This window comes from Streptomyces canus 299MFChir4.1, assembly GCF_000383615.1.
GTDB classification, from domain to species: Bacteria; Actinomycetota; Actinomycetes; order Streptomycetales; family Streptomycetaceae; genus Streptomyces; species Streptomyces canus_C.
Map to the genome: position 1 here is coordinate 24,552 of NZ_KB911614.1, position 17,583 is coordinate 42,134.

Here is a 17,583-nt window from a genome sequence, read left to right on the forward strand (position 1 = left end):
GCCCCGGATGCCAGAATCTCCCCATGGCGGAAATCCTCCAGAGGGACGGCACCTGGGTCTTCGACGGCGACGCTCTGCGGCTGACACCGGGAAGGGACAAGAGCGTCGGGCTGCTCCGCAGCACGCTGGGTGAACTCTGCGTCCCGCTGGGCGCGTTGGCGGGCATCTCTCTCGAACAGGGTAAGAAGAGCGGCCGGTTGAGGCTGCGGCTGCGCGACGGCGCCGACCCCCTGCTGCACGCGACGGGCGGCCGGTTGAGCGAGCCGCACGACCCTTACCAGCTGACCGTCGAGTCGGACCGCTACGGCGTCGCCGAGTACTTCGTGGACGAGGTCCGGGACGCCCTGCTTCTGGACCAGGTCCCCACCGATCCGGTCACCGAGTACCTGCTCCCCGGCCCGGCCGTGCCCCTGTCCGTCTCCGCGGGGGACGGCACCGCCGCCTTCGACGGGGAGCACATCCGTCTGGAGTGGAACTGGAAGACGGAGGACGCCAAGGCCTCGGCCGGGCCCCGCACCCTCGCCCTGACCGACGTCGTCGCCGTGGAGTGGCAGCCCGCGGTCGGTCTGGAGAACGGCCACCTGCGCTTCACCGTGCGGCACGCCCCGACCAAGGCCCCGCCGAAGTACGACCCCAACGCGGTGGAGCTGTGGGGCTTCAAGAAGGACCCGCTGATGGCGCTGGTCGCGGCGGCGGTCCAGGCCAGGCTTCCGCACCCGGCCCGGGCCGCCGCCGTCGACGTACCGAGAAAACTGGACATACGACCGGAAACGTCTTCTTCTCCGGTCGCCTCCGCCGAGGACGGCCACGATGCTCTCCTGCGCCGGCTGCGCGAGCTCGGTGAGCTGCACCGCACGGGTGTCCTGACGGACGAGGAGTTCACGATGGCCAAGCAGGCGATCCTCAGGCGGATGTGATCCGAGGCGGGTTACTTCGCCCTGCGCGCCACCGTGAAGTGGTCGATGCGGTCACCGGTCTCGGCGATGCCCGACACCTTCAGCTTGGCGTAGTGGCCCTTGGAGGCGGGCTCCACGTCCACGCGCAGGAAGGAGTAGTTGAGGTAGCGCACCCGGGACCAGGCGACGGTCTCGTTGACCTTGCCGTCCTTGGTGTTGACGAAGGAGGCGACGGAGTCGCGCTCGTTCAGGTGGCCCTCGTAGGAGTCCGGGGCGGAGAAGGCGTACAGGCTGCGGCCCGCGGCGCCCGCCGTGACGTAGACGACCCCCTCGGTCTCGGGGTACGCGGTCTCGCCGATCGGGAGCTTCTTGGCGACCTTGTCGCCCTTGATGACGTCGGTGCGCTCGTACTGGTGGTTGTGGCCGTTGATGACCAGGTCCACGGTGTACTTCTCGAACAGCGGCACCCACTCGTGGCGCACGCCCCCCTCCGAGGCGTGTGCGGTGGAGGTGCAGTAGGCGCAGTGGTGGAAGAACACGATGATGAAGTCGATGTCCTTCGCGGCCCGGTACTTCTTCAGCTGCCCCTCGAACCACGTGGTCTGGGTGCCGCCGGAGATGCCGAGGTTGGCCGGGATCTCGAAGGAGACGTCGTTCGGGTCGAGCGAGATGATCGCCGTGTTGCCGTAGACGAAGGAGTACACGCCCGGCAGGTGGGCCTTGTCCGGTCCGTTGTCGGGGAGCGTGAAGCGGGCCTCCTCGCCGCCGTAGCCGTTGGGCGAGTACCAGGCCTCCATGTCGTGGTTGCCGTAACTCACCATCCACGGCACGGACTTGGCGACCGACTCGGTCTGGGCGAGGAACTGGTCCCAGACCCGCGAGTCGAAGCCGGTGTCCGCGGTCTTGCCGGCGCCGGCCGGGTCGGCGTAGGCGATGTCGCCGGCGTGCAGGTGGAAGGCCGGGTTCTGGCCGAGGAGGAGGCTGTCGTTGGCCAGTCCGTGGTAGCTGACGCCCTGGTCGCCGAAGGCCGTGAAGGTGAACGGCTTCTTGTGGGCGGGCGCGGTGGTGAAGGTGCCCAGGGTGCCGGTCAGGTGCGGCTCGGCGGGGTCGAAGCCCTGGTGGCCGACGCCGTAGTAGTAGGTCTGGCCGGGGCGCAGCCGGCTCAGCTTGGCGTGCACGTAGTACTGCGTGTGGTCGGCGCTGGCGCCGACGCCGGCCGGGGTGTACAGGGTGCGCACCTCGGCCTCGATCTTGCGGGAGAGGTCCCAGGGGCGGGCGCCGATCCGGATGAAGGGCTTCTTGACCGCGACCGGCACCTGCCAGGAGACGGTCATCTCGGTGCGGGGGTCGCTGCCGTAGGCCAGGTGGCGGCCGAAGGGGGCCACGAGGGCGCCGTCGACGGTCGTGGCGGAGGCGAAGGTGCGGGTGGGGGTGGCGGCCTGGGCGACGGCGCCCGGGACGAACGCGCCCCCGGCGACGGCGCCGAGCGTGACGGCACCGCCCCTGATCACGTTGCGACGGGAGAATCTGGTGCGCAGGTACTCGTGTTGCTCGGCCATGCTCATGCGCTCGGCGAGCTGCTCGGGTACTCCCATGCGAGGAATGTCCATGGCGTCTGAAACTCGTCGCCATGGGCGACGAGGTGTGAGACGCAGGATGGACAGCTTGCGAACAGACGTTCATAAGAACATCAACAGCCCCTTGCCCGATATCGGGCAGGTTTCTTGCGAAACGGCTTCCGGTACCCCAGGATCTACCGGGTGCACGACGAACTTGTTGATCACCTGACGCGGTCCACGCCCCTCAGCCGGGGCGAGGCACTGCGCGTGATCCAGGACGTGCTCGCCTTCTTCGACGAGACGACCGAGGACTACGTCCGTCGCCGCCACCGCGAACTCCAGGCCCAGGGCCTGGTGAACGCGGAGATCTTCGGACGGATCGAGGCGGACCTGAAATATCGAGCGGTGGCGCCGCCGGAGCTGACGCTGAGGCAGCTGCGCCGCATGGTCTACGGCTAGGGGACACATCTTTATGTGCGGAATTGTCGGATACATCGGGAAGCGTGATGTCGCGCCGCTGCTCCTGGAGGGTCTGCAGCGCCTTGAGTACCGCGGCTACGACTCGGCCGGCATCGTCGTCACCTCGCCGAAGACGGCCGGGCTGAAGATGGTCAAGGCCAAGGGCCGGGTGCGCGACCTGGAGGCCAAGGTCCCGGCCCGCTTCAAGGGCACCACCGGCATCGCCCACACCCGCTGGGCCACCCACGGCGCCCCCTCCGACGTGAACGCCCACCCGCACCTGGACGCCGGGGGCAAGGTCGCCGTCGTCCACAACGGCATCATCGACAACGCCTCCGACCTGCGCCGCAAGCTGGAAGCGGACGGTGTCGAGTTCCTCTCCGAGACCGACACCGAGGTCCTCGTCCACCTCATCGCGCGCTCCCAGGCGGAGAAGCTGGAGGACAAGGTCCGCGACACCCTGCGGGTGATCGAGGGCACCTACGGCATCGCCGTGATGCACGCCGACTTCAGCGACCGCATCGTGGTGGCCCGAAACGGCTCCCCGGTCGTCCTCGGCATCGGCGAGAAGGAGATGTTCGTCGCCTCGGACATCGCCGCGCTGGTCGCCCACACCCGGCAGATCGTGACGCTGGACGACGGCGAGATGGCCACCCTCAAGGCCGACGACTTCCGCACCTACACGACGGAGGGCACCCGCACGACGGCCGAGCCCACCACCGTCGAGTGGGAGGCCGCCTCCTACGACATGGGCGGCCACGACACCTACATGCACAAGGAGATCCACGAGCAGGCCGACGCCGTGGACCGCGTGCTGCGCGGCCGCATCGACGACCGCTTCTCCACCGTGCACCTCGGCGGCCTCAACCTGGACGCCCGCGAGGCCCGCCAGATCCGCCGCGTGAAGATCCTCGGCTGCGGCACCTCGTACCACGCGGGCATGATCGGCGCCCAGATGATCGAGGAGCTGGCCCGCATCCCCGCGGACGCCGAGCCCGCCTCCGAGTTCCGCTACCGCAACGCGGTCGTCGACCCCGACACCCTCTACATCGCCGTCTCCCAGTCCGGTGAGACCTACGACGTCCTCGCGGCCGTCCAGGAGCTGAAGCGCAAGGGCGCGCGGGTCCTGGGCGTGGTGAACGTGGTCGGCTCGGCGATCGCCCGCGAGGCGGACGGCGGCATCTACGTGCACGCGGGTCCCGAGGTCTGCGTGGTCTCCACCAAGTGCTTCACCAACACGACGGTGACCTTCGCCCTCCTCGCGCTCCACCTGGGCCGCACCCGCGACCTCTCGGTCCGCGACGGCAAGCGGATCATCGAGGGCCTGCGCAGGCTGCCCGCGCAGATCACCGAGATGCTGGAGCAGGAGGAGCACATCAAGAAGCTGGCCGAGCAGTACGCCGAGGCCCGCTCGATGCTCTTCATCGGCCGCGTCCGGGGCTACCCGGTGGCCCGCGAGGCCTCCCTGAAGCTCAAGGAGGTCTCCTACATCCACGCGGAGGCCTACCCCGCCTCCGAGCTCAAGCACGGCCCCCTGGCCCTGATCGAGCCCGCCCTCCCCACGGTCGCGATCGTCCCCGACGACGACCTCCTGGAGAAGAACCGCGCCGCCCTGGAGGAGATCAAGGCCCGCAGCGGCCGCATCCTGGCGGTCGCCCACCAGCACCAGGAAAAGGCCGACGAGACCATCGTCGTCCCCAAGAACGAGGACGAGCTGGACCCGATCCTGATGGGCATCCCCCTCCAACTCCTCGCCTACCACACGGCACTTGCGCTCGGCCGCGACATCGACAAGCCGAGGAACCTCGCCAAGTCGGTGACGGTCGAGTAGAAGGTCCTCGCAGGACGGACCCCCACGTGATGCCACCGCTCACGGGGGGTCCGTTCGATGCGCCGGGGTCGCCCAATACCCCGACGCCGGCTGCCACTTGGCCCGGTGGCCGTCACGCCCCCGCCCGGCAGCCCGTGACCGCTATATGCCCTTCACAAAGGCACAAACACCTCTACGCGGGAGTAGGTTGGCGCATCCCACCTGGGATGACAGCGCGTCAGGGAATGACGATGACGGGCCGCTTCGCCCGCTTGGCGAGCCGCCCCGCGACGGAGCCGAAGATGCGCCCGACGATGCCGTGGGTGGAGCCGACGACGATCGCGTCCGCCTCGTACTCCCGCCCGACCTCCTCGAGTTCGTGGCAGATGTCCCCGCCGCGCTCGACGAGGATCCAGGGAACCTCGGCCAGGTAGTCCGCACAGGCGAGCTCCAGGCCGAGCACCTCGGTGCGGTGGTCGGGCACGTCGACGAAGACCGGTGGCTCGCAGCCGGCCCACACGGTGGTGGGCAGCCGGTTGGCGACATGCACGATGATCAGGCCCGAGCCGGAGCGATGGGCCATGCCGATCGCGTAGGCGAGGGCGCGCTCGCTGGACGTGGAGCCGTCGAAGCCGACCACGACGCCGTGCTTGAAGGCGGGGTCGCAGGAGTGGCGTGGCTCTTCCGCCGCCAGGGGCTCGGCCGCCGTGGGGTCGGCGACAGGCCGCTTGCGGTCCGCTGGTTCGAAGAATTCGTGACCGGCCATGGCTGTCTCGGCGTTGTGATCCTTGTGTGGGAGGGACGACAGTGTGCGGCGGAGCTGTGTCCGGGAATCATCTTCCCAACCCCATACCCCCAAGGGTACGGCGACAAGCCTCCTTAGCCCAGAGCCCGTCCACGGTCCGTGGGGGTTCCAGGGAGCATGCACGAGGGGGCGCCCGTAACGCAATGGTTGCTGCGTTGTACAGGCGGTTTGCACAGGATTCCCGTGGCCGCCCCGCCCCGGCCCACCGGACGGCCCTCGACACAGTGACCGAAGGGTCGAACACGCGTTGAACCCGTGAGCCACGCCGCAGGGAGACGCCCCAGGGAGCACACGATGACCGGACACCGACCGCCCGCCGAGGACACCACCACGGACGTGATCCGCTGGGCGGCCTTCAGCTGCGTCCTCGTCCCCGTGGTGCTCCTCTGGTACGGCACCTCACTGGCCGGCGCGACGGGCACCGCTCTCGGCCTCGCCGCCGTGACGGCCGTCTGCCGTATCCTCCTGCGCCAGTCGGAGCGCGTCGCGGCCGGCCTGGCGCGGGAGGAACGGGCACCCCGTCGCGGCCGTCACCACAGGGGCGGTACCGGGGCCCGTCGAGGCGGTCGTCACACCGGGGGAAATACACCGGTCGGCTGACCGGTTTCCATGCACCGCGACGATTCTTTTCAGCCAACTTCCACATTGGGCGTGTCCCTTGGTCCAAGCACCCCCCAACCCCCGTTCCACCTGCAGGGATAGGGTCCCGGAGGCCCCGTGCACCCTACGTGGATTAGCCACTGCCACAAGGCGCACTTCCCTGCACGGCCCACGAGTGCAACGCTTCGTGATCGAATGCTTTACGCCAAGTTGCCAAGTCGACAATCTGCCGGATGACGAACTGGTCACGCCGACAGCACGCGACACAGTAGATTCGATCTTGACGTCTTACGGCGGGGGACTCGTGCAGGACCGAGGGGAAACGTGCAGGAGCGACACAACCGAGGAGCCGCGACCACCGAGGGGGGCTTAGCAGTATGAGCCACGACTCCACTGCCGCGCCGGAAGCCGCGGCCCGGAAGCTTTCCGGGCGACGCCGCAAGGAGATCGTCGCGGTGCTGCTGTTCAGCGGCGGCCCCATCTTCGAGAGTTCCATACCTTTGTCGGTGTTCGGGATTGACCGCCAGGACGCCGGCGTGCCGCGCTACCGCCTATTGGTGTGCGGCGGCGAGGAAGGCCCACTGCGGACCACAGGGGGCCTGGAACTCACCGCACCGCATGGCCTGGAAGCGATCTCACGCGCGGGCACGGTCGTCGTACCGGCCTGGCGCTCGATCACTTCGCCGCCACCGGAGGAGGCGCTCGACGCACTGCGCCGGGCGCACGAAGAGGGGGCCCGCATAGTAGGGCTGTGCACCGGCGCCTTCGTGCTGGCGGCGGCGGGCCTGCTGGACGGCCGCCCCGCGACGACACACTGGATGTACGCACCGACGCTGGCCAAGCGCTACCCGTCGGTGCACGTGGATCCACGAGAACTCTTCGTGGACGACGGCGACGTACTGACCTCGGCCGGTACCGCGGCCGGAATCGACCTCTGTCTCCACATCGTGCGGACGGACCACGGCAACGAAGCGGCAGGGGCACTGGCCCGCCGACTGGTGGTCCCGCCGCGCCGCTCGGGCGGTCAGGAGCGCTACCTCGACAGGTCTTTACCGGAGGAGATCGGCGCCGACCCGCTCGCCGAGGTCGTCGCCTGGGCGCTGGAGCACCTCCACGAGCAGTTCGACGTGGAGACGCTGGCGGCGCGGGCGTACATGAGCCGTCGTACGTTCGACCGCCGGTTCCGCTCGCTGACGGGTTCGGCCCCTCTGCAGTGGCTGATCACCCAGCGGGTGCTGCAGGCACAGCGTCTCCTGGAGACGTCGGACTACTCGGTGGACGAGGTCGCGGGTCGCTGCGGCTTCCGCTCGCCGGTGGCGCTGCGCGGGCACTTCCGGCGGCAGCTGGGCTCGTCCCCGGCCGCCTACCGGGCCGCGTACCGGGCCCGCCGTCCGCAGGGCGACAGGCCGGTGGACAGCGACGGTCCGGTGGGGGGTCCGACGGGTCCCGCGCCCAGCGCGCCCGTCCCGCTGCACCCGGAGAGCGGTCCGGTGCCGCTCCAGACCCGCCGCACCCCGGCCCCCGTGGGCCCGCCCTCCGACAACGGCCGCGAGCTGTACGTCGGCGGAGGCCGGGCGAGCCTGCCGGGACAGCGCAGCGGAGCGTGACGTCCTGACGCCGGGCGGGCCTGCGAAGGTCCGCCCGGCGTTCCGGATGTCCGGCACCGACCTGGGCGCCACAAAAGCGAACGTCAGCCGTAGGGTGTTCGCATGAACGATCGCATGGTGTGGATCGACTGCGAGATGACCGGCCTCTCGCTGTCCGACGACGCGCTCATCGAGGTTGCCGCCCTCGTCACCGACTCCGAGCTCAACGTGCTCGGCGACGGTGTGGACATCGTCATCCGCCCGCCGGACCGGGCGCTGGAGACGATGCCGGAGGTGGTGCGTCAGATGCACACCGTGTCCGGGCTGCTCGACGAGCTGGCCGGCGGGACGACCCTCGCCGACGCCGAGGAGCAGGTCCTCGCCTACGTCCGCGAGCATGTCAAGGAACCCGGCAAGGCCCCACTGTGCGGCAACTCCGTCGGCACCGACCGCGGTTTCCTGCTCCGGGACATGCCCACCCTGGAGGACTACCTCCACTACCGGATCGTGGACGTCAGCTCCGTCAAGGAGCTCGCCCGGCGCTGGTACCCGCGGGCCTACTTCAACAGCCCGGACAAGAACGGCAACCACCGCGCCCTCGCCGACATCCGCGAGTCCATCGCGGAGCTGCGCTACTACCGCGAGGCGATCTTCGTCCCGCAGCCCGGCCCCGACTCCGAGACCGCTAAGACGATCGCCGCGAAGCACGTACTGCCCGGGCGGTAAAAGCCGGGCGCGAGCACCCCTTCAGACCCTGTACACTTTTTCTCGGCCGGTCGGAGAGATCCGAACAGCCGAACATGGTGGGTGTAGCTCAGTTGGTAGAGCACCTGGTTGTGGTCCAGGTGGCCGCGGGTTCAAGTCCCGTCACTCACCCCATTCACCTCAGCCGGTGACCTTGGAGACAAGGTCACCGGCTGAGGTCGTTTCAGGAGTCGGACGCCCTGAGAAAGGCCCGCGCGGCCTTGCGGAAGGCCACGACCAGCCGGCTCCGCTCCTCGGCGCGGGTCGCGAGGACCACATGGGCCGGTTCGACGCCGTGCAGCGGGACCGCGGTGACATCGGGGCGGAGCGAGCCCGCCCGGGGCAAGGCCGTGATGGCCAGGGCCTGCCCGGAGGCGATGAGTTCGAACTTGTCCTCCAGGGCGTCGGCCAGGGGACCGTCCGGTGCCGGGCGGCCGTCCGGGCGGGGGTCGATGCGCCAGTACGCGTTCCACACCGGGTCGGCCACCCGGACCAGCGGCTCGTCGGCGATGTCGTCGAGGGTGACGGACTCCTTGCCGGCGAGACGGTGGCCGACCGGGAGCACCAGCACCCGGGGCTCCTCGTAGAGGACCGTCACCTGCGCCTCCTCGGTCGGAAAGGGCAGCCGGGTCACCAGGACGTCGACCTTGAGCTCGGACAGGACCGTGGTCCGCTCGGTCCAGTCGACGTGCGCGGTCCTGACGTCGGCGTCCGGGAAGCGCTCGCGCAGGGCGCGCACCGCCGGGGTGACGATGATCCCCGCCGTGTACCCCACGGTGATCCGGCTCGGCTCGGCGGCCGCCCGGGCAAGGCTCGCGGCCTGGGCCGCCGAACGCAGCAGTGCCTTCGCCCGGGGCAGGAAGACCTCCCCCGCCTCGGTGAGCCGGCTGCCCTGCGGGGTCCGCTCCAGCAGCCGCGCGCCCAGCTGCTGCTCGAGGCGGCGGATCTGCCGGCTCAGCGAGGGCTGCGTGACATGCAGCGCGTCGGCGGCCCGGCCGAAGTGCCGGTGCTCGGCGACGGCCGTGAAGTACCGGACCAGCCGGAGGTCGAGGTCGGTCATGCCTGAAGCGTACGACCGCCGCAGCGGCCGTATCCCGCACTCGACCCATTTCACCTGTGGTGATGCCTGATCCGTATTGCGCCATGCGAAACAGGCTTTGGACTGCTGTGGCCCCGCCTTCGCACGCTGAAGAGGCATTCACTCATCACAGCGAAGGATCACCATGCGTGTATTCGTCACCGGTGCGACCGGCTTCGTCGGTTCCGCCGTCACCCGTGAGCTGCTCGACGCCGGGCACGAGGTCGTCGGCCTGGCCCGCTCGGACCGGTCCGCGGAGGCGCTGAAGGCCGTAGGAGCGGAGGTGCACCGCGGGGACCTGACCGACCTCGACAGTCTGCGCCGGGGAGCGGAGGGGACGGACGGGGTCGCCCACCTGGCGTTCATCCACGACTTCACCAACCTGACCGCCTCGGGCGAGGCCGACCTCACAGCGATCGAGGCCGTCGGCGAGGTGCTCGAAGGCACCGGCAAGCCCTTCGTGGTCACCTCGGGACTGCTGACCGCGCCAGGACGTGTCGGCACCGAGGAGGACCCGGCCGACCCCGACTCCCCCAGCCATCACCGGCTGGCCTCGGAGGTCGCGACGCTCGCGCTCGCCGAGCGCGGGGTGAGCGCGTCGGTGCTCAGGCTCCCCCCGAGCGTGCACGGCGAGGGCGACATCGGCTTCGTGCCCATGTTCATCGACCACGCGCGCGACAAGGGCGTCTCCGCCATGGTGGGCGACGGCTCCAACCACTGGGCGGCCGTCCACCGGCTCGACGCGGCCCGGCTGTTCCGGCTGGCGCTGGAGGCGGCACCGGCGGGTGTGCGGTTGCACGCGATCGGCGACGAGGGGGTGCCGTTCCACGAGATCGCCGAGACGATCGGGCGGGGGCTCGACGTGCCGGTCGCGAGCGTGGCCGCGGAGAAGGCGACGGACCACTTCGGCTGGCTCGGCCGCTTCGCCGCCATCGACATGCGGGCCTCGGCCGCGCGCACCCGGGAGCTGCTCGGCTGGCGGCCGGAGCACCCCGCGCTGATCCCGGACCTGGAGGCCGGCCACTACTTCAAGACGTCCTGAGCCCCCGCGCTACGACACCGCCCGCCACGCCTCCACCAACTCCCGTACCCCGCCGAACCGTTCGCCAGGCACGGGACGCGTGGCGCGCTCCACGACCGCGAACTGCGCGGCCGTACCGCGGAAGGCGTCCTCGCCCGGGCCGGCGTCCAGGAGGAGGCGGGCGGTGCGGCCGAGGACATGGACGGTGGTGCGGGTGTCGATCGTGGCACCGCGCCGCCATTCCTCGGGCGCCATGAAGCGGGTGGAGCCGGGGAGGCGGTCCTCGGTCAGGACGAACGGGCCCGGGCGGTAGTCGTCGAGGTCGATCAGGCGGAGCTCGTGGGCGTCGAAGTCGTAGAGGAAGGCACCGTCGTAGAGGTCGACGGCGACCTGGCCCGCGGCCTCGACGGCGAGGTGGGCGTCCAGGACCCGGTCCAGGGCGTGGTGGACGCGGGCTAGGGGCAGGGCGCGGAAGCGGGCGCGGGCCGTGGGGTCGTAGAGGATCTCGCCGTCGTGCCACGGCATGACGACGGCCGTACGGCGGTCCCCCACGGCGATCCGGTGCGCCTGGGGGACGATCGCCGGATGCCGGACCCTGCCGTGGAAGGCCCAGGCGCGGTCGAGGGAGCGCTGGGCCCGGTCGGTGGTGGCCTCCTTCACGAACCAGCGACTGCCGTCGGGGAGCCGGACGCCGTGGGAGAGGCAGCCGGAGTCCTGTTCGCGGAAGGAACGGAACACCTCGCCCACGCTCCGCAGGTACGCCTCGGTCCCGGGGATCTCGTCAACGTCCAGCAGGGGATGGGCAGTCATGACCTTCACCGGGATCGGGCGTCGCGGCCGATTCGCCCCGGGGCGCGGCCGTGCATACGGCTTCGGATGCCAGTGCTCCTCGCGTTCACCCTCTTGCCGCTGGTTCGGCTGGTGGTCGCCGTCGCCGAAGAGGTCAGGACGACGCCCGCGCCACCAGTTCCGTGGCCAGCACCACCTGGCGGCGCTCCAGTCCCCGGGACACCGCGGGGCGGCGGTCGGCGATCTCCGAGAGGAGGAGGTCGATCATGTGGCGGCCCATCTCCTCGATGGGCTGGCGGACGCTGGTGAGGGGCGGGTCCATGTGGCGCGCTATGGCCGAGTCGTCGTAGCCGATCAGAGCCACGTCCGAGGGGATGCCGCGGCCCTCCTCGCGCAGGACCTGGCGGGCGCCGGCCGCCATGACGTCCGAGCCGGCGAAGACCGCGTCCAGGTCGGGGCGGCGGGCCAGCAGGTTCGTCATCGCCCGGCGGCCGCCCTCCTCGGTGAAGTCACCGGGCTCGATCAGCCGCTCGTCCACCTCGTGCCCCGCGTCGCGCAGCGCGTCCCGGTAGCCGTCGACGCGCCGCTGGGCGCCGTACACGTCGAGGCGGCCGGTGATGTGCCCGATCGTGCGGCGGCCGCCGGCCAGGAGGTGCTCCACGGCCGAGCGGCCGCCGCCGTAGTTGTCGGAGTCCACGGACGGGAGCGTTTCCGCCGCCGAGCGCGGGCCGCTGATCACCGCCGGGATCTCCAGCTGGGACAGCAGGTCGGGGAGCGGGTCGTCGGCGTGCACCGACACCAGCAGGACGCCGTCGACCCGGTGCGCGGCCAGGTACTGGGCCAGCCGGCGGCGTTCGCGGTCGCTGCCCGCGAAGATCAGCAGGAGCTGCATCTCGGTTTCCGAGATCTCGGCGCCGACGCCCTTGAGCATGTCCGAGAAGTACGGCTCCGCGAAGAACCGTGTCTCCGGCTCGGGCACGACCAGCGCGATCGCGTTCGTACGGTTGGCCGCCAGGGCGCGCGCGGCCGTGTTCGGGACGTACCCGAGCTCCGCCACCGCCGCCTCGACCGCCGCACGCGTGGCGTCGCTGACCCGGGGCGAGCCGTTGATCACCCGGGAAACGGTGCCCCGGCCCACGCCGGCGCGCGCGGCCACCTCCTCAAGGGTGGGCCGGCCACCGCTTCGGCTCCGCGCTCCGTGGCTTGCCATGGGCTCCGCCTTCCCACCGTGTCTCTACGCTGGCCTGGAATTTAACAGTCCCGCGTGTCGGCGTGTCGGCGCGACGGTCGCGGGGCCACCTTCACCGTGTCCCACTCAGGCCTGATCGGCCTGCCCCTCCAACGCTGACAGACCTCGGCGGCCGGTCACGGGCTGATAAGTCAGCCGCCCGCCGCTCGCGCGGCAAAGCTTGCGTCGCGGGCACCACTGGCGGTGATGCGTCGCCCGCGTTCAGCCGCCCCCCTCCGGGGCCGGCAGGGGCCACTGACCGGGCCCCGCTTCGCCACAACTCCCACGCACGGGCGCGGATGTCGCGGGAGCTGTTCCGGTCAGCGTGATCAACGAATCCGCGGGACCGGCACGCGAACCACGCCTGGGAGACCCGGTTCGCCTTGTCCACGTGGCCGCACTCGGCACAGGTGCGCGAGGTGTACGCCGGATCGACGTACACCACCGGCACTCCCGCCCGGCGTGCCTTGTACGCGATGAACCTCCGCGACTGGGCGAAGGCCCAAGAGTGGAGCGTGGCCCGTTGGGGCTGACGAAGCCGTACCCGCTCGCGGATGCCCGTCAGATCCTCCAGGGCAATCCCACGACCGGTGCTCCCCCACGGCCCAAGGGCGTGGGCGGTGCCCCCAGCCTCGGCCACGACACATTTCGCGATCTTGTGATTGATGTCCCGAGTCCGACGCTTCCTCCGCAGCGCGCCGTCACGGGCCCGCGAGCGGTTGAGGTGACGCCCGGACGCGATCTCACCGTCACTGGTGGTAGCGATGTTCACCACCCCCAGGTCGACTCCGAGGAAGTCCACAGGGCTGTCCTTGAGCGCCGCTTCCGGCACCTCGCACGTGGCCAACAGGCACCAGGCGTTGTCGCGGTGCACCAGATCCGACTCGCCCCCGCGGTACCGGGACAGCGTGGCGAACTGCTCAGGACCGCAGACGAAGGAGACGTCCTTAATCCTTCCGCGCGTCGTCCACACGGAGACGGTGCGTGCTTCCGTTTGCCACGAGAGCATCCGGTCTCCGTACGGTTGCGCAGAGTCCGGACGGAACGCGAGGGGACGCTTCACATCCCTCCGCTTCCACTTCGAGTCCCTCTTGCCGGAACTGCGTGCGTTCAGGTTTGCATGCAGCACTGTGTGTGCATCAGCCGTCTTCTTGATCACGTGCTGGGCACCCTGCGCGCCCAGCCCCCACCGCCTCTTCAGCTCGGCGTAACAGTGCTTGCGCAGCGTGAAGTTCTTGTACACCGAGCTCTCGAACGCCACCTCGGACACCCAGGTGGCGGCTTCGTTGCAGGCGCGCAGGGCCGCCTCAAGAGCCGCCGCCTGAACAGGCGCCGGCAAGAGTTTGACCTGCACGATCAGCTTCACGACAAGGAAGCTGTCGGCGTCACGATCACGTCGCACAAGAACAGATCAGCTCCCCTCGAATGAGTGATCGCCACCGCACAGTCCTGGCCCGCCCGCTTCGACCGCGCCACCCTCCGCAGCGGCCGAAGATCCGGCTCCAGCGAAGGAAATATCTCAAAGCGATATCGCCCTGCACGCTCCCTTGACACCCTCGCTCCGACCCGCGAACCTTCAACACATCACATGTGGGAGCGCTCCCACGGTACCTGACACATAAATATCCCGCACGTTCCCCGCCCGAGCCGCAGCATGAACTAACGGGTCCAACAACGCAGTTGGCCGGGGGGTCGGCACGTCAGGCAACAGGAGGACGCAATGCGCACGACTACCCGCCGGTCCCACCGGCTGTTGGCCCTGGCGGCCGTCACCGCACTGACCACGGGAGTGCTGGCCGGCTGTTCCAGCGACTCCGACGACAGTGACTCGTCCGGATCCGGCAACAACTCCGGCGGCGGCAAGACCACGCTGACCATCGGCACCTTCGGCGTCTTCGGCTACAAGCAGGCCGGACTCTACGACGAGTACATGAAGTCACACCCCGGCATCACCATCAAGGAGAACGTCACTACCCGTACCGACGTCTACTGGCCGAAGGTCCTCACCCGGCTCCAGGCCGGCTCCGGCACCGACGACATCCAGGCCATCGAGGTCGGCAACATCACCGAGGCCGTGCAGACGCAGGGCTCCAAGTTCGTCGACCTCGGCAAGGACGTCGACAAGTCGCAGTGGCTGGACTGGAAGAACGCCCAGGCCACCACGGCGGACGGCAAGCTCATCGGGCTCGGCACCGACATCGGCCCGATGGCGATCTGCTACCGCAAGGACCTGTTCCAGAAGGCCGGTCTGGAGACCGACCGCACCAAGCTCGCCGCGCAGTGGAAGGGCGACTGGAACAAGTACGTCGACCTCGGCAAGCAGTACATGAAGAAGGCGCCGAGCGGCACCAAGTTCGTGGACTCGGCCTCCTCCGTCTACAACGCGGTCCTCAACGGTGAGAGCGAGCGCTACTACGACAAGAGCGGCAAGGTCGTCTGGGACAAGTCCAACGGTGTGAAGAACGCCTGGGACGTCGCGATGTCCGTGGCCACCAGCAACATGTCGGCGAAGCTCAAGCAGTTCGACAAGCCGTGGGACCAGGGCTACGCGAACGCCTCCTTCGCCACGGTGGCCTGCCCCGCCTGGATGATCGGCTACATCCAGGAGAAGTCAGGTGAGGCCGGCAAGGGCAAGTGGGACGTGGCCGCCGCGCCGACCGCGGGCAACTGGGGCGGCTCCTTCATCGGTGTGCCGACGGCCGGCAAGCACCAGAAGGAGGCCGTCGAGCTCGCGAAGTGGCTGACCGCGCCCGAGCAGCAGGCGAAGGTCTTCGCCAAGCAGGCCAGCTTCCCGTCGACCCCGTCGGCGTACTCGACCCTGAAGCCCGCCGCCGCCACCACGGAGTTCTTCAGCAACGCGCCGATCACGCAGATCTTCTCCGACTCGGCGAAGACGATCCCGGCGCAGGTCTTCGGCGTCAAGGACCAGCCGATCAACACCGCGCTGACCGACATCGGCATCCTCCAGGTCGAGCAGAAGGGCAAGTCCCCCGAGCAGGGCTGGGACGCGGCCACGAACGAGATCAAGGACGTGCTCGGCCAGTGACAAGCCCCAAGCAGGCACTCGCGCATCCCGCGTCGAGCGTCGAGGCCGCGCCCGGCTCCCAGCCGGGCGCGGCCCGGGGCGCTGACGGTCGCGGTACGCCGCCCGAGGGCAAGGGCCCCTGGCGCAGCCGGCTGTACCGCTGGGACATGAAGGCTTCTCCGTACGTCTTCATCGCCCCCTTCTTCGTCATCTTCGGGGCGTTCTCGCTCGTCCCGCTGCTGTACACGGCCTGGTACTCGCTGCATGACGTGCAGCTGTCCTCGCTGGACACCCAGACCTGGGCGGGCCTGGACAACTACAAGAACCTGCTCAGCTCGGACTTCTTCTGGAACGCCCTCAAGAACACCTTCACCATCGGTCTGATCTCGACCGTGCCGCAGCTCATGGCGGCGATCGGGCTCGCCCACATGCTCAACTACCGGCTGCGCGGCTCGACCGTGTGGCGGGTCGTGATGCTGACTCCGTACGCCACGTCGGTGGCGGCGGCGACCCTCGTCTTCACGCTGCTGTACTCGTGGGACGGCGGCATGGTCAACTGGCTGCTCGACTTCGTCGGGATCGACCCGATCAACTGGCGTGAGTCCGACTGGGGTTCGCAGTTCGCGGTCTCCTCGATCGTGATCTGGCGGTGGACCGGGTACAACGCGCTGATCTACCTCGCGGCGATGCAGGCGATCCCGGCCGACCTGTACGAGTCGGCGGCGATCGACGGGGCCAACCGCTGGCAGCAGTTCCTGCACGTGACGGTTCCGCAGCTCCGGCCGACCATCCTGTTCACGGTGGTCGTCTCCACCATCGGCGCGACCCAGCTCTTCGGTGAGCCCCTGCTGTTCGGCGGGGTGAGCGGTTCCAAGGGCGGCTCCGAGCACCAGTACCAGACGCTCGGCCTGTACATGTACGACCAGGGCTGGATCATCGGCAACCTCGGCAAGGCGTCCGCGATCGCCTGGTCGATGTTCCTGATCCTGTTGATCATCGCCGCGATCAATCTGCTGGTCACCCGACGTCTGAGGAAGTCCCAATGACCACCAGTGAACTGACGTTGCCTCAGGCCCGTAAGGAGGGGCGCCGGTCCCGTCGGGTGATGGGCGCGGGCAAGCAGCTGCACGCGGGACCGGTCACCTACCTCGTCCTGGCGGTCTTCGCGCTGGTCTCGCTGGCCCCCCTGGTGTGGACGGCGATCGCCGCCTCGCGTACCGACCGCAGGCTCGCGGAGACGCCGCCGCCGCTGTGGTTCGGCGGGAACCTGTTCAAGAACATGCAGACCGCGTGGGACGAGGCCGGTCTCGGTACGGCGATGCTGAACAGCGTGATCGTGGCGGGCGCCATCACGATCAGCACGGTGCTGTTCTCCACGCTGGCCGGGTTCGCGTTCGCCAAGCTGCGGTTCAAGTTCTCGGGCTTCCTGCTGCTGCTGACGATCGGCACGATGATGATCCCGCCGCAGCTGGCGGTCGTACCGCTGTATCTGTGGATGGCGGACCTCGGCTGGTCGAACCAGCTCCAGACGGTCATCCTGCCCACGCTCGTGACGGCCTTCGGCACCTTCTTCATGCGGCAGTACCTGGTGCAGGCGCTGCCCACCGAGCTGATCGAGGCGGCCCGGGTGGACGGGGCGAGCAGTATCCGGGTGGTGTGGCACGTGGTCTTCCCGGCGGCGCGGCCGGCGATGGCCGTGCTCGGACTGCTGACCTTCGTGTTCGCCTGGAACGACTTCCTGTGGCCGATCATCGCCCTGAACCAGCAGAACCCGACCGTGCAGGTGGCGCTCAACTCGCTCGGCACCGGCTATGTCCCCGACCAGGCCGTGATCATGGCGGGCGCGCTGCTCGGCACGCTGCCGCTGCTGATCGCCTTCATCCTGTTCGGCAAGCAGATCGTGGGCGGCATCATGCAGGGCGCGATCAAGGGCTGACGCCCGTCGTACGGTTTCCCCGCACGTCTCCTGGGGCCGAGCCGCCG

16 protein-coding genes and 1 tRNA gene are annotated in these 17,583 nt (G+C 69.4%); 11 read left to right on the plus strand and 6 right to left on the minus strand.

Features of this window, described 5'->3' with window-relative positions:
• Positions 1-23 precede the first annotated feature (23 nt).
• Complete coding sequence (locus H293_RS0139225; protein ID WP_020123258.1) at positions 24-917, plus strand: DUF4429 domain-containing protein; 894 nt, start codon at positions 24-26, stop codon at positions 915-917.
• 11 nt (positions 918-928) lie between these two features.
• On the opposite strand, the gene H293_RS0139230 is transcribed toward H293_RS0139225, so the two are convergent.
• Entirely contained in the window at positions 929-2,491 is a 1,563-nt protein-coding gene (locus tag H293_RS0139230; protein WP_020123259.1) for a purple acid phosphatase family protein, read from the minus strand.
• 165 nt (positions 2,492-2,656) lie between these two features.
• Between H293_RS0139230 and H293_RS0139235 the strand changes: the two genes are divergently transcribed.
• Positions 2,657-2,914 (plus strand): hypothetical protein, encoded by a 258-nt coding sequence (locus H293_RS0139235; RefSeq protein WP_020123260.1) that lies wholly within the window; start codon positions 2,657-2,659, stop codon positions 2,912-2,914.
• 13 nt (positions 2,915-2,927) lie between these two features.
• The gene (gene glmS / locus H293_RS0139240; RefSeq protein ID WP_020123261.1) at positions 2,928-4,745 is read left to right on the plus strand and encodes a glutamine--fructose-6-phosphate transaminase (isomerizing); all 1,818 of its coding nucleotides are present in this window, start codon (positions 2,928-2,930) and stop codon (positions 4,743-4,745) included.
• Between the two features lie 217 nt (positions 4,746-4,962).
• On the opposite strand, the gene H293_RS0139245 is transcribed toward glmS, so the two are convergent.
• Entirely contained in the window at positions 4,963-5,490 is a 528-nt protein-coding gene (locus tag H293_RS0139245) for a universal stress protein (RefSeq protein WP_020123262.1), read from the minus strand.
• 333 nt (positions 5,491-5,823) lie between these two features.
• Here H293_RS0139245 and H293_RS0139250 point away from each other — a divergent pair, with 333 nt between their 5' ends.
• The 4 genes from H293_RS0139250 to H293_RS0139265 all read left to right on the plus strand — a co-directional run bounded on the left by H293_RS0139250 (position 5,824) and on the right by H293_RS0139265 (position 8,594).
• Entirely contained in the window at positions 5,824-6,129 is a 306-nt protein-coding gene (locus tag H293_RS0139250) for a hypothetical protein (RefSeq protein WP_020123263.1), read from the plus strand.
• A 377-nt stretch (positions 6,130-6,506) separates the two neighbouring features.
• Positions 6,507-7,736 carry a GlxA family transcriptional regulator gene (locus tag H293_RS0139255; protein ID WP_020123264.1) on the plus strand — a complete coding sequence of 410 codons (1,230 nt, stop codon included), beginning with the start codon at positions 6,507-6,509 and terminating at the stop codon, positions 7,734-7,736.
• Between the two features lie 102 nt (positions 7,737-7,838).
• A complete protein-coding gene (gene orn / locus H293_RS0139260; protein ID WP_033416200.1) occupies positions 7,839-8,441 on the plus strand; it encodes an oligoribonuclease in 603 nt (200 codons plus the stop codon).
• Between the two features lie 77 nt (positions 8,442-8,518).
• A tRNA-His gene (locus tag H293_RS0139265) sits at positions 8,519-8,594 on the plus strand.
• 49 nt (positions 8,595-8,643) lie between these two features.
• Here H293_RS0139265 and H293_RS0139270 read toward each other — a convergent pair.
• On the minus strand, positions 8,644-9,519 hold the full coding sequence (locus tag H293_RS0139270) for a LysR family transcriptional regulator (protein WP_020123266.1): 876 nt from the start codon (positions 9,517-9,519) through the stop codon (positions 8,644-8,646).
• A 163-nt stretch (positions 9,520-9,682) separates the two neighbouring features.
• Here H293_RS0139270 and H293_RS0139275 point away from each other — a divergent pair, with 163 nt between their 5' ends.
• Positions 9,683-10,579, plus strand: coding sequence for an SDR family oxidoreductase (locus H293_RS0139275; RefSeq protein WP_020123267.1), 897 nt, complete (start codon positions 9,683-9,685; stop codon positions 10,577-10,579).
• A gap of 9 nt (positions 10,580-10,588) precedes the next feature.
• Here the strand turns inward: H293_RS0139275 and H293_RS0139280 are convergent, their stop codons facing one another.
• The 3 genes from H293_RS0139280 to H293_RS0139290 form a co-directional block, all read right to left on the minus strand.
• Positions 10,589-11,368, minus strand: coding sequence for a hypothetical protein (locus H293_RS0139280; RefSeq protein ID WP_020123268.1), 780 nt, complete (start codon positions 11,366-11,368; stop codon positions 10,589-10,591).
• A gap of 133 nt (positions 11,369-11,501) precedes the next feature.
• Complete coding sequence (locus tag H293_RS0139285) at positions 11,502-12,557, minus strand: LacI family DNA-binding transcriptional regulator (protein ID WP_028808582.1); 1,056 nt, start codon at positions 12,555-12,557, stop codon at positions 11,502-11,504.
• Positions 12,558-12,648: 91 nt separating this feature from the next.
• On the minus strand, positions 12,649-13,941 hold the full coding sequence (locus H293_RS0139290) for an RNA-guided endonuclease InsQ/TnpB family protein (RefSeq protein WP_259294632.1): 1,293 nt from the start codon (positions 13,939-13,941) through the stop codon (positions 12,649-12,651).
• A 354-nt stretch (positions 13,942-14,295) separates the two neighbouring features.
• Here H293_RS0139290 and H293_RS0139295 point away from each other — a divergent pair, with 354 nt between their 5' ends.
• From H293_RS0139295 to H293_RS0139305, 3 genes are read left to right on the plus strand one after another with little or no spacing between them, the layout of a single operon-like run.
• The gene (locus H293_RS0139295) at positions 14,296-15,621 is read left to right on the plus strand and encodes an ABC transporter substrate-binding protein (RefSeq protein WP_020123271.1); all 1,326 of its coding nucleotides are present in this window, start codon (positions 14,296-14,298) and stop codon (positions 15,619-15,621) included.
• Positions 15,618-16,646 (plus strand): carbohydrate ABC transporter permease, encoded by a 1,029-nt coding sequence (locus H293_RS0139300; RefSeq protein ID WP_020123272.1) that lies wholly within the window; start codon positions 15,618-15,620, stop codon positions 16,644-16,646. Before H293_RS0139295 ends, H293_RS0139300 begins: the two co-directional genes overlap by 4 nt.
• Positions 16,643-17,536 (plus strand): carbohydrate ABC transporter permease, encoded by an 894-nt coding sequence (locus H293_RS0139305; protein ID WP_028808583.1) that lies wholly within the window; start codon positions 16,643-16,645, stop codon positions 17,534-17,536. The genes H293_RS0139300 and H293_RS0139305 overlap by 4 nt, the downstream gene beginning before the upstream one ends.
• Positions 17,537-17,583 lie beyond the last annotated feature (47 nt).

Bases quoted from the DNA above. Each gene is read 5' to 3' on its own strand.
- orn (WP_033416200.1), top strand. From the start codon at position 7,839: ATGAACGATCGCATGGTGTGGATCGACTGCGAGATGACCGGCCTCTCG.
- H293_RS0139295 (WP_020123271.1), top strand. From the start codon at position 14,296: ATGCGCACGACTACCCGCCGGTCCCACCGGCTGTTGGCCCTGGCGGCC.
- H293_RS0139255 (WP_020123264.1), top strand. From the start codon at position 6,507: ATGAGCCACGACTCCACTGCCGCGCCGGAAGCCGCGGCCCGGAAGCTT.
- H293_RS0139275 (WP_020123267.1), top strand. From the start codon at position 9,683: ATGCGTGTATTCGTCACCGGTGCGACCGGCTTCGTCGGTTCCGCCGTC.
- H293_RS0139230 (WP_020123259.1), bottom strand. From the start codon at position 2,491: ATGGGAGTACCCGAGCAGCTCGCCGAGCGCATGAGCATGGCCGAGCAA.
- H293_RS0139280 (WP_020123268.1), bottom strand. From the start codon at position 11,368: ATGACTGCCCATCCCCTGCTGGACGTTGACGAGATCCCCGGGACCGAG.
- glmS (WP_020123261.1), top strand. From the start codon at position 2,928: ATGTGCGGAATTGTCGGATACATCGGGAAGCGTGATGTCGCGCCGCTG.
- H293_RS0139270 (WP_020123266.1), bottom strand. From the start codon at position 9,519: ATGACCGACCTCGACCTCCGGCTGGTCCGGTACTTCACGGCCGTCGCC.
- H293_RS0139250 (WP_020123263.1), top strand. From the start codon at position 5,824: ATGACCGGACACCGACCGCCCGCCGAGGACACCACCACGGACGTGATC.
- H293_RS0139285 (WP_028808582.1), bottom strand. From the start codon at position 12,557: ATGGCAAGCCACGGAGCGCGGAGCCGAAGCGGTGGCCGGCCCACCCTT.
- H293_RS0139305 (WP_028808583.1), top strand. From the start codon at position 16,643: ATGACCACCAGTGAACTGACGTTGCCTCAGGCCCGTAAGGAGGGGCGC.
- H293_RS0139225 (WP_020123258.1), top strand. From the start codon at position 24: ATGGCGGAAATCCTCCAGAGGGACGGCACCTGGGTCTTCGACGGCGAC.
- H293_RS0139245 (WP_020123262.1), bottom strand. From the start codon at position 5,490: ATGGCCGGTCACGAATTCTTCGAACCAGCGGACCGCAAGCGGCCTGTC.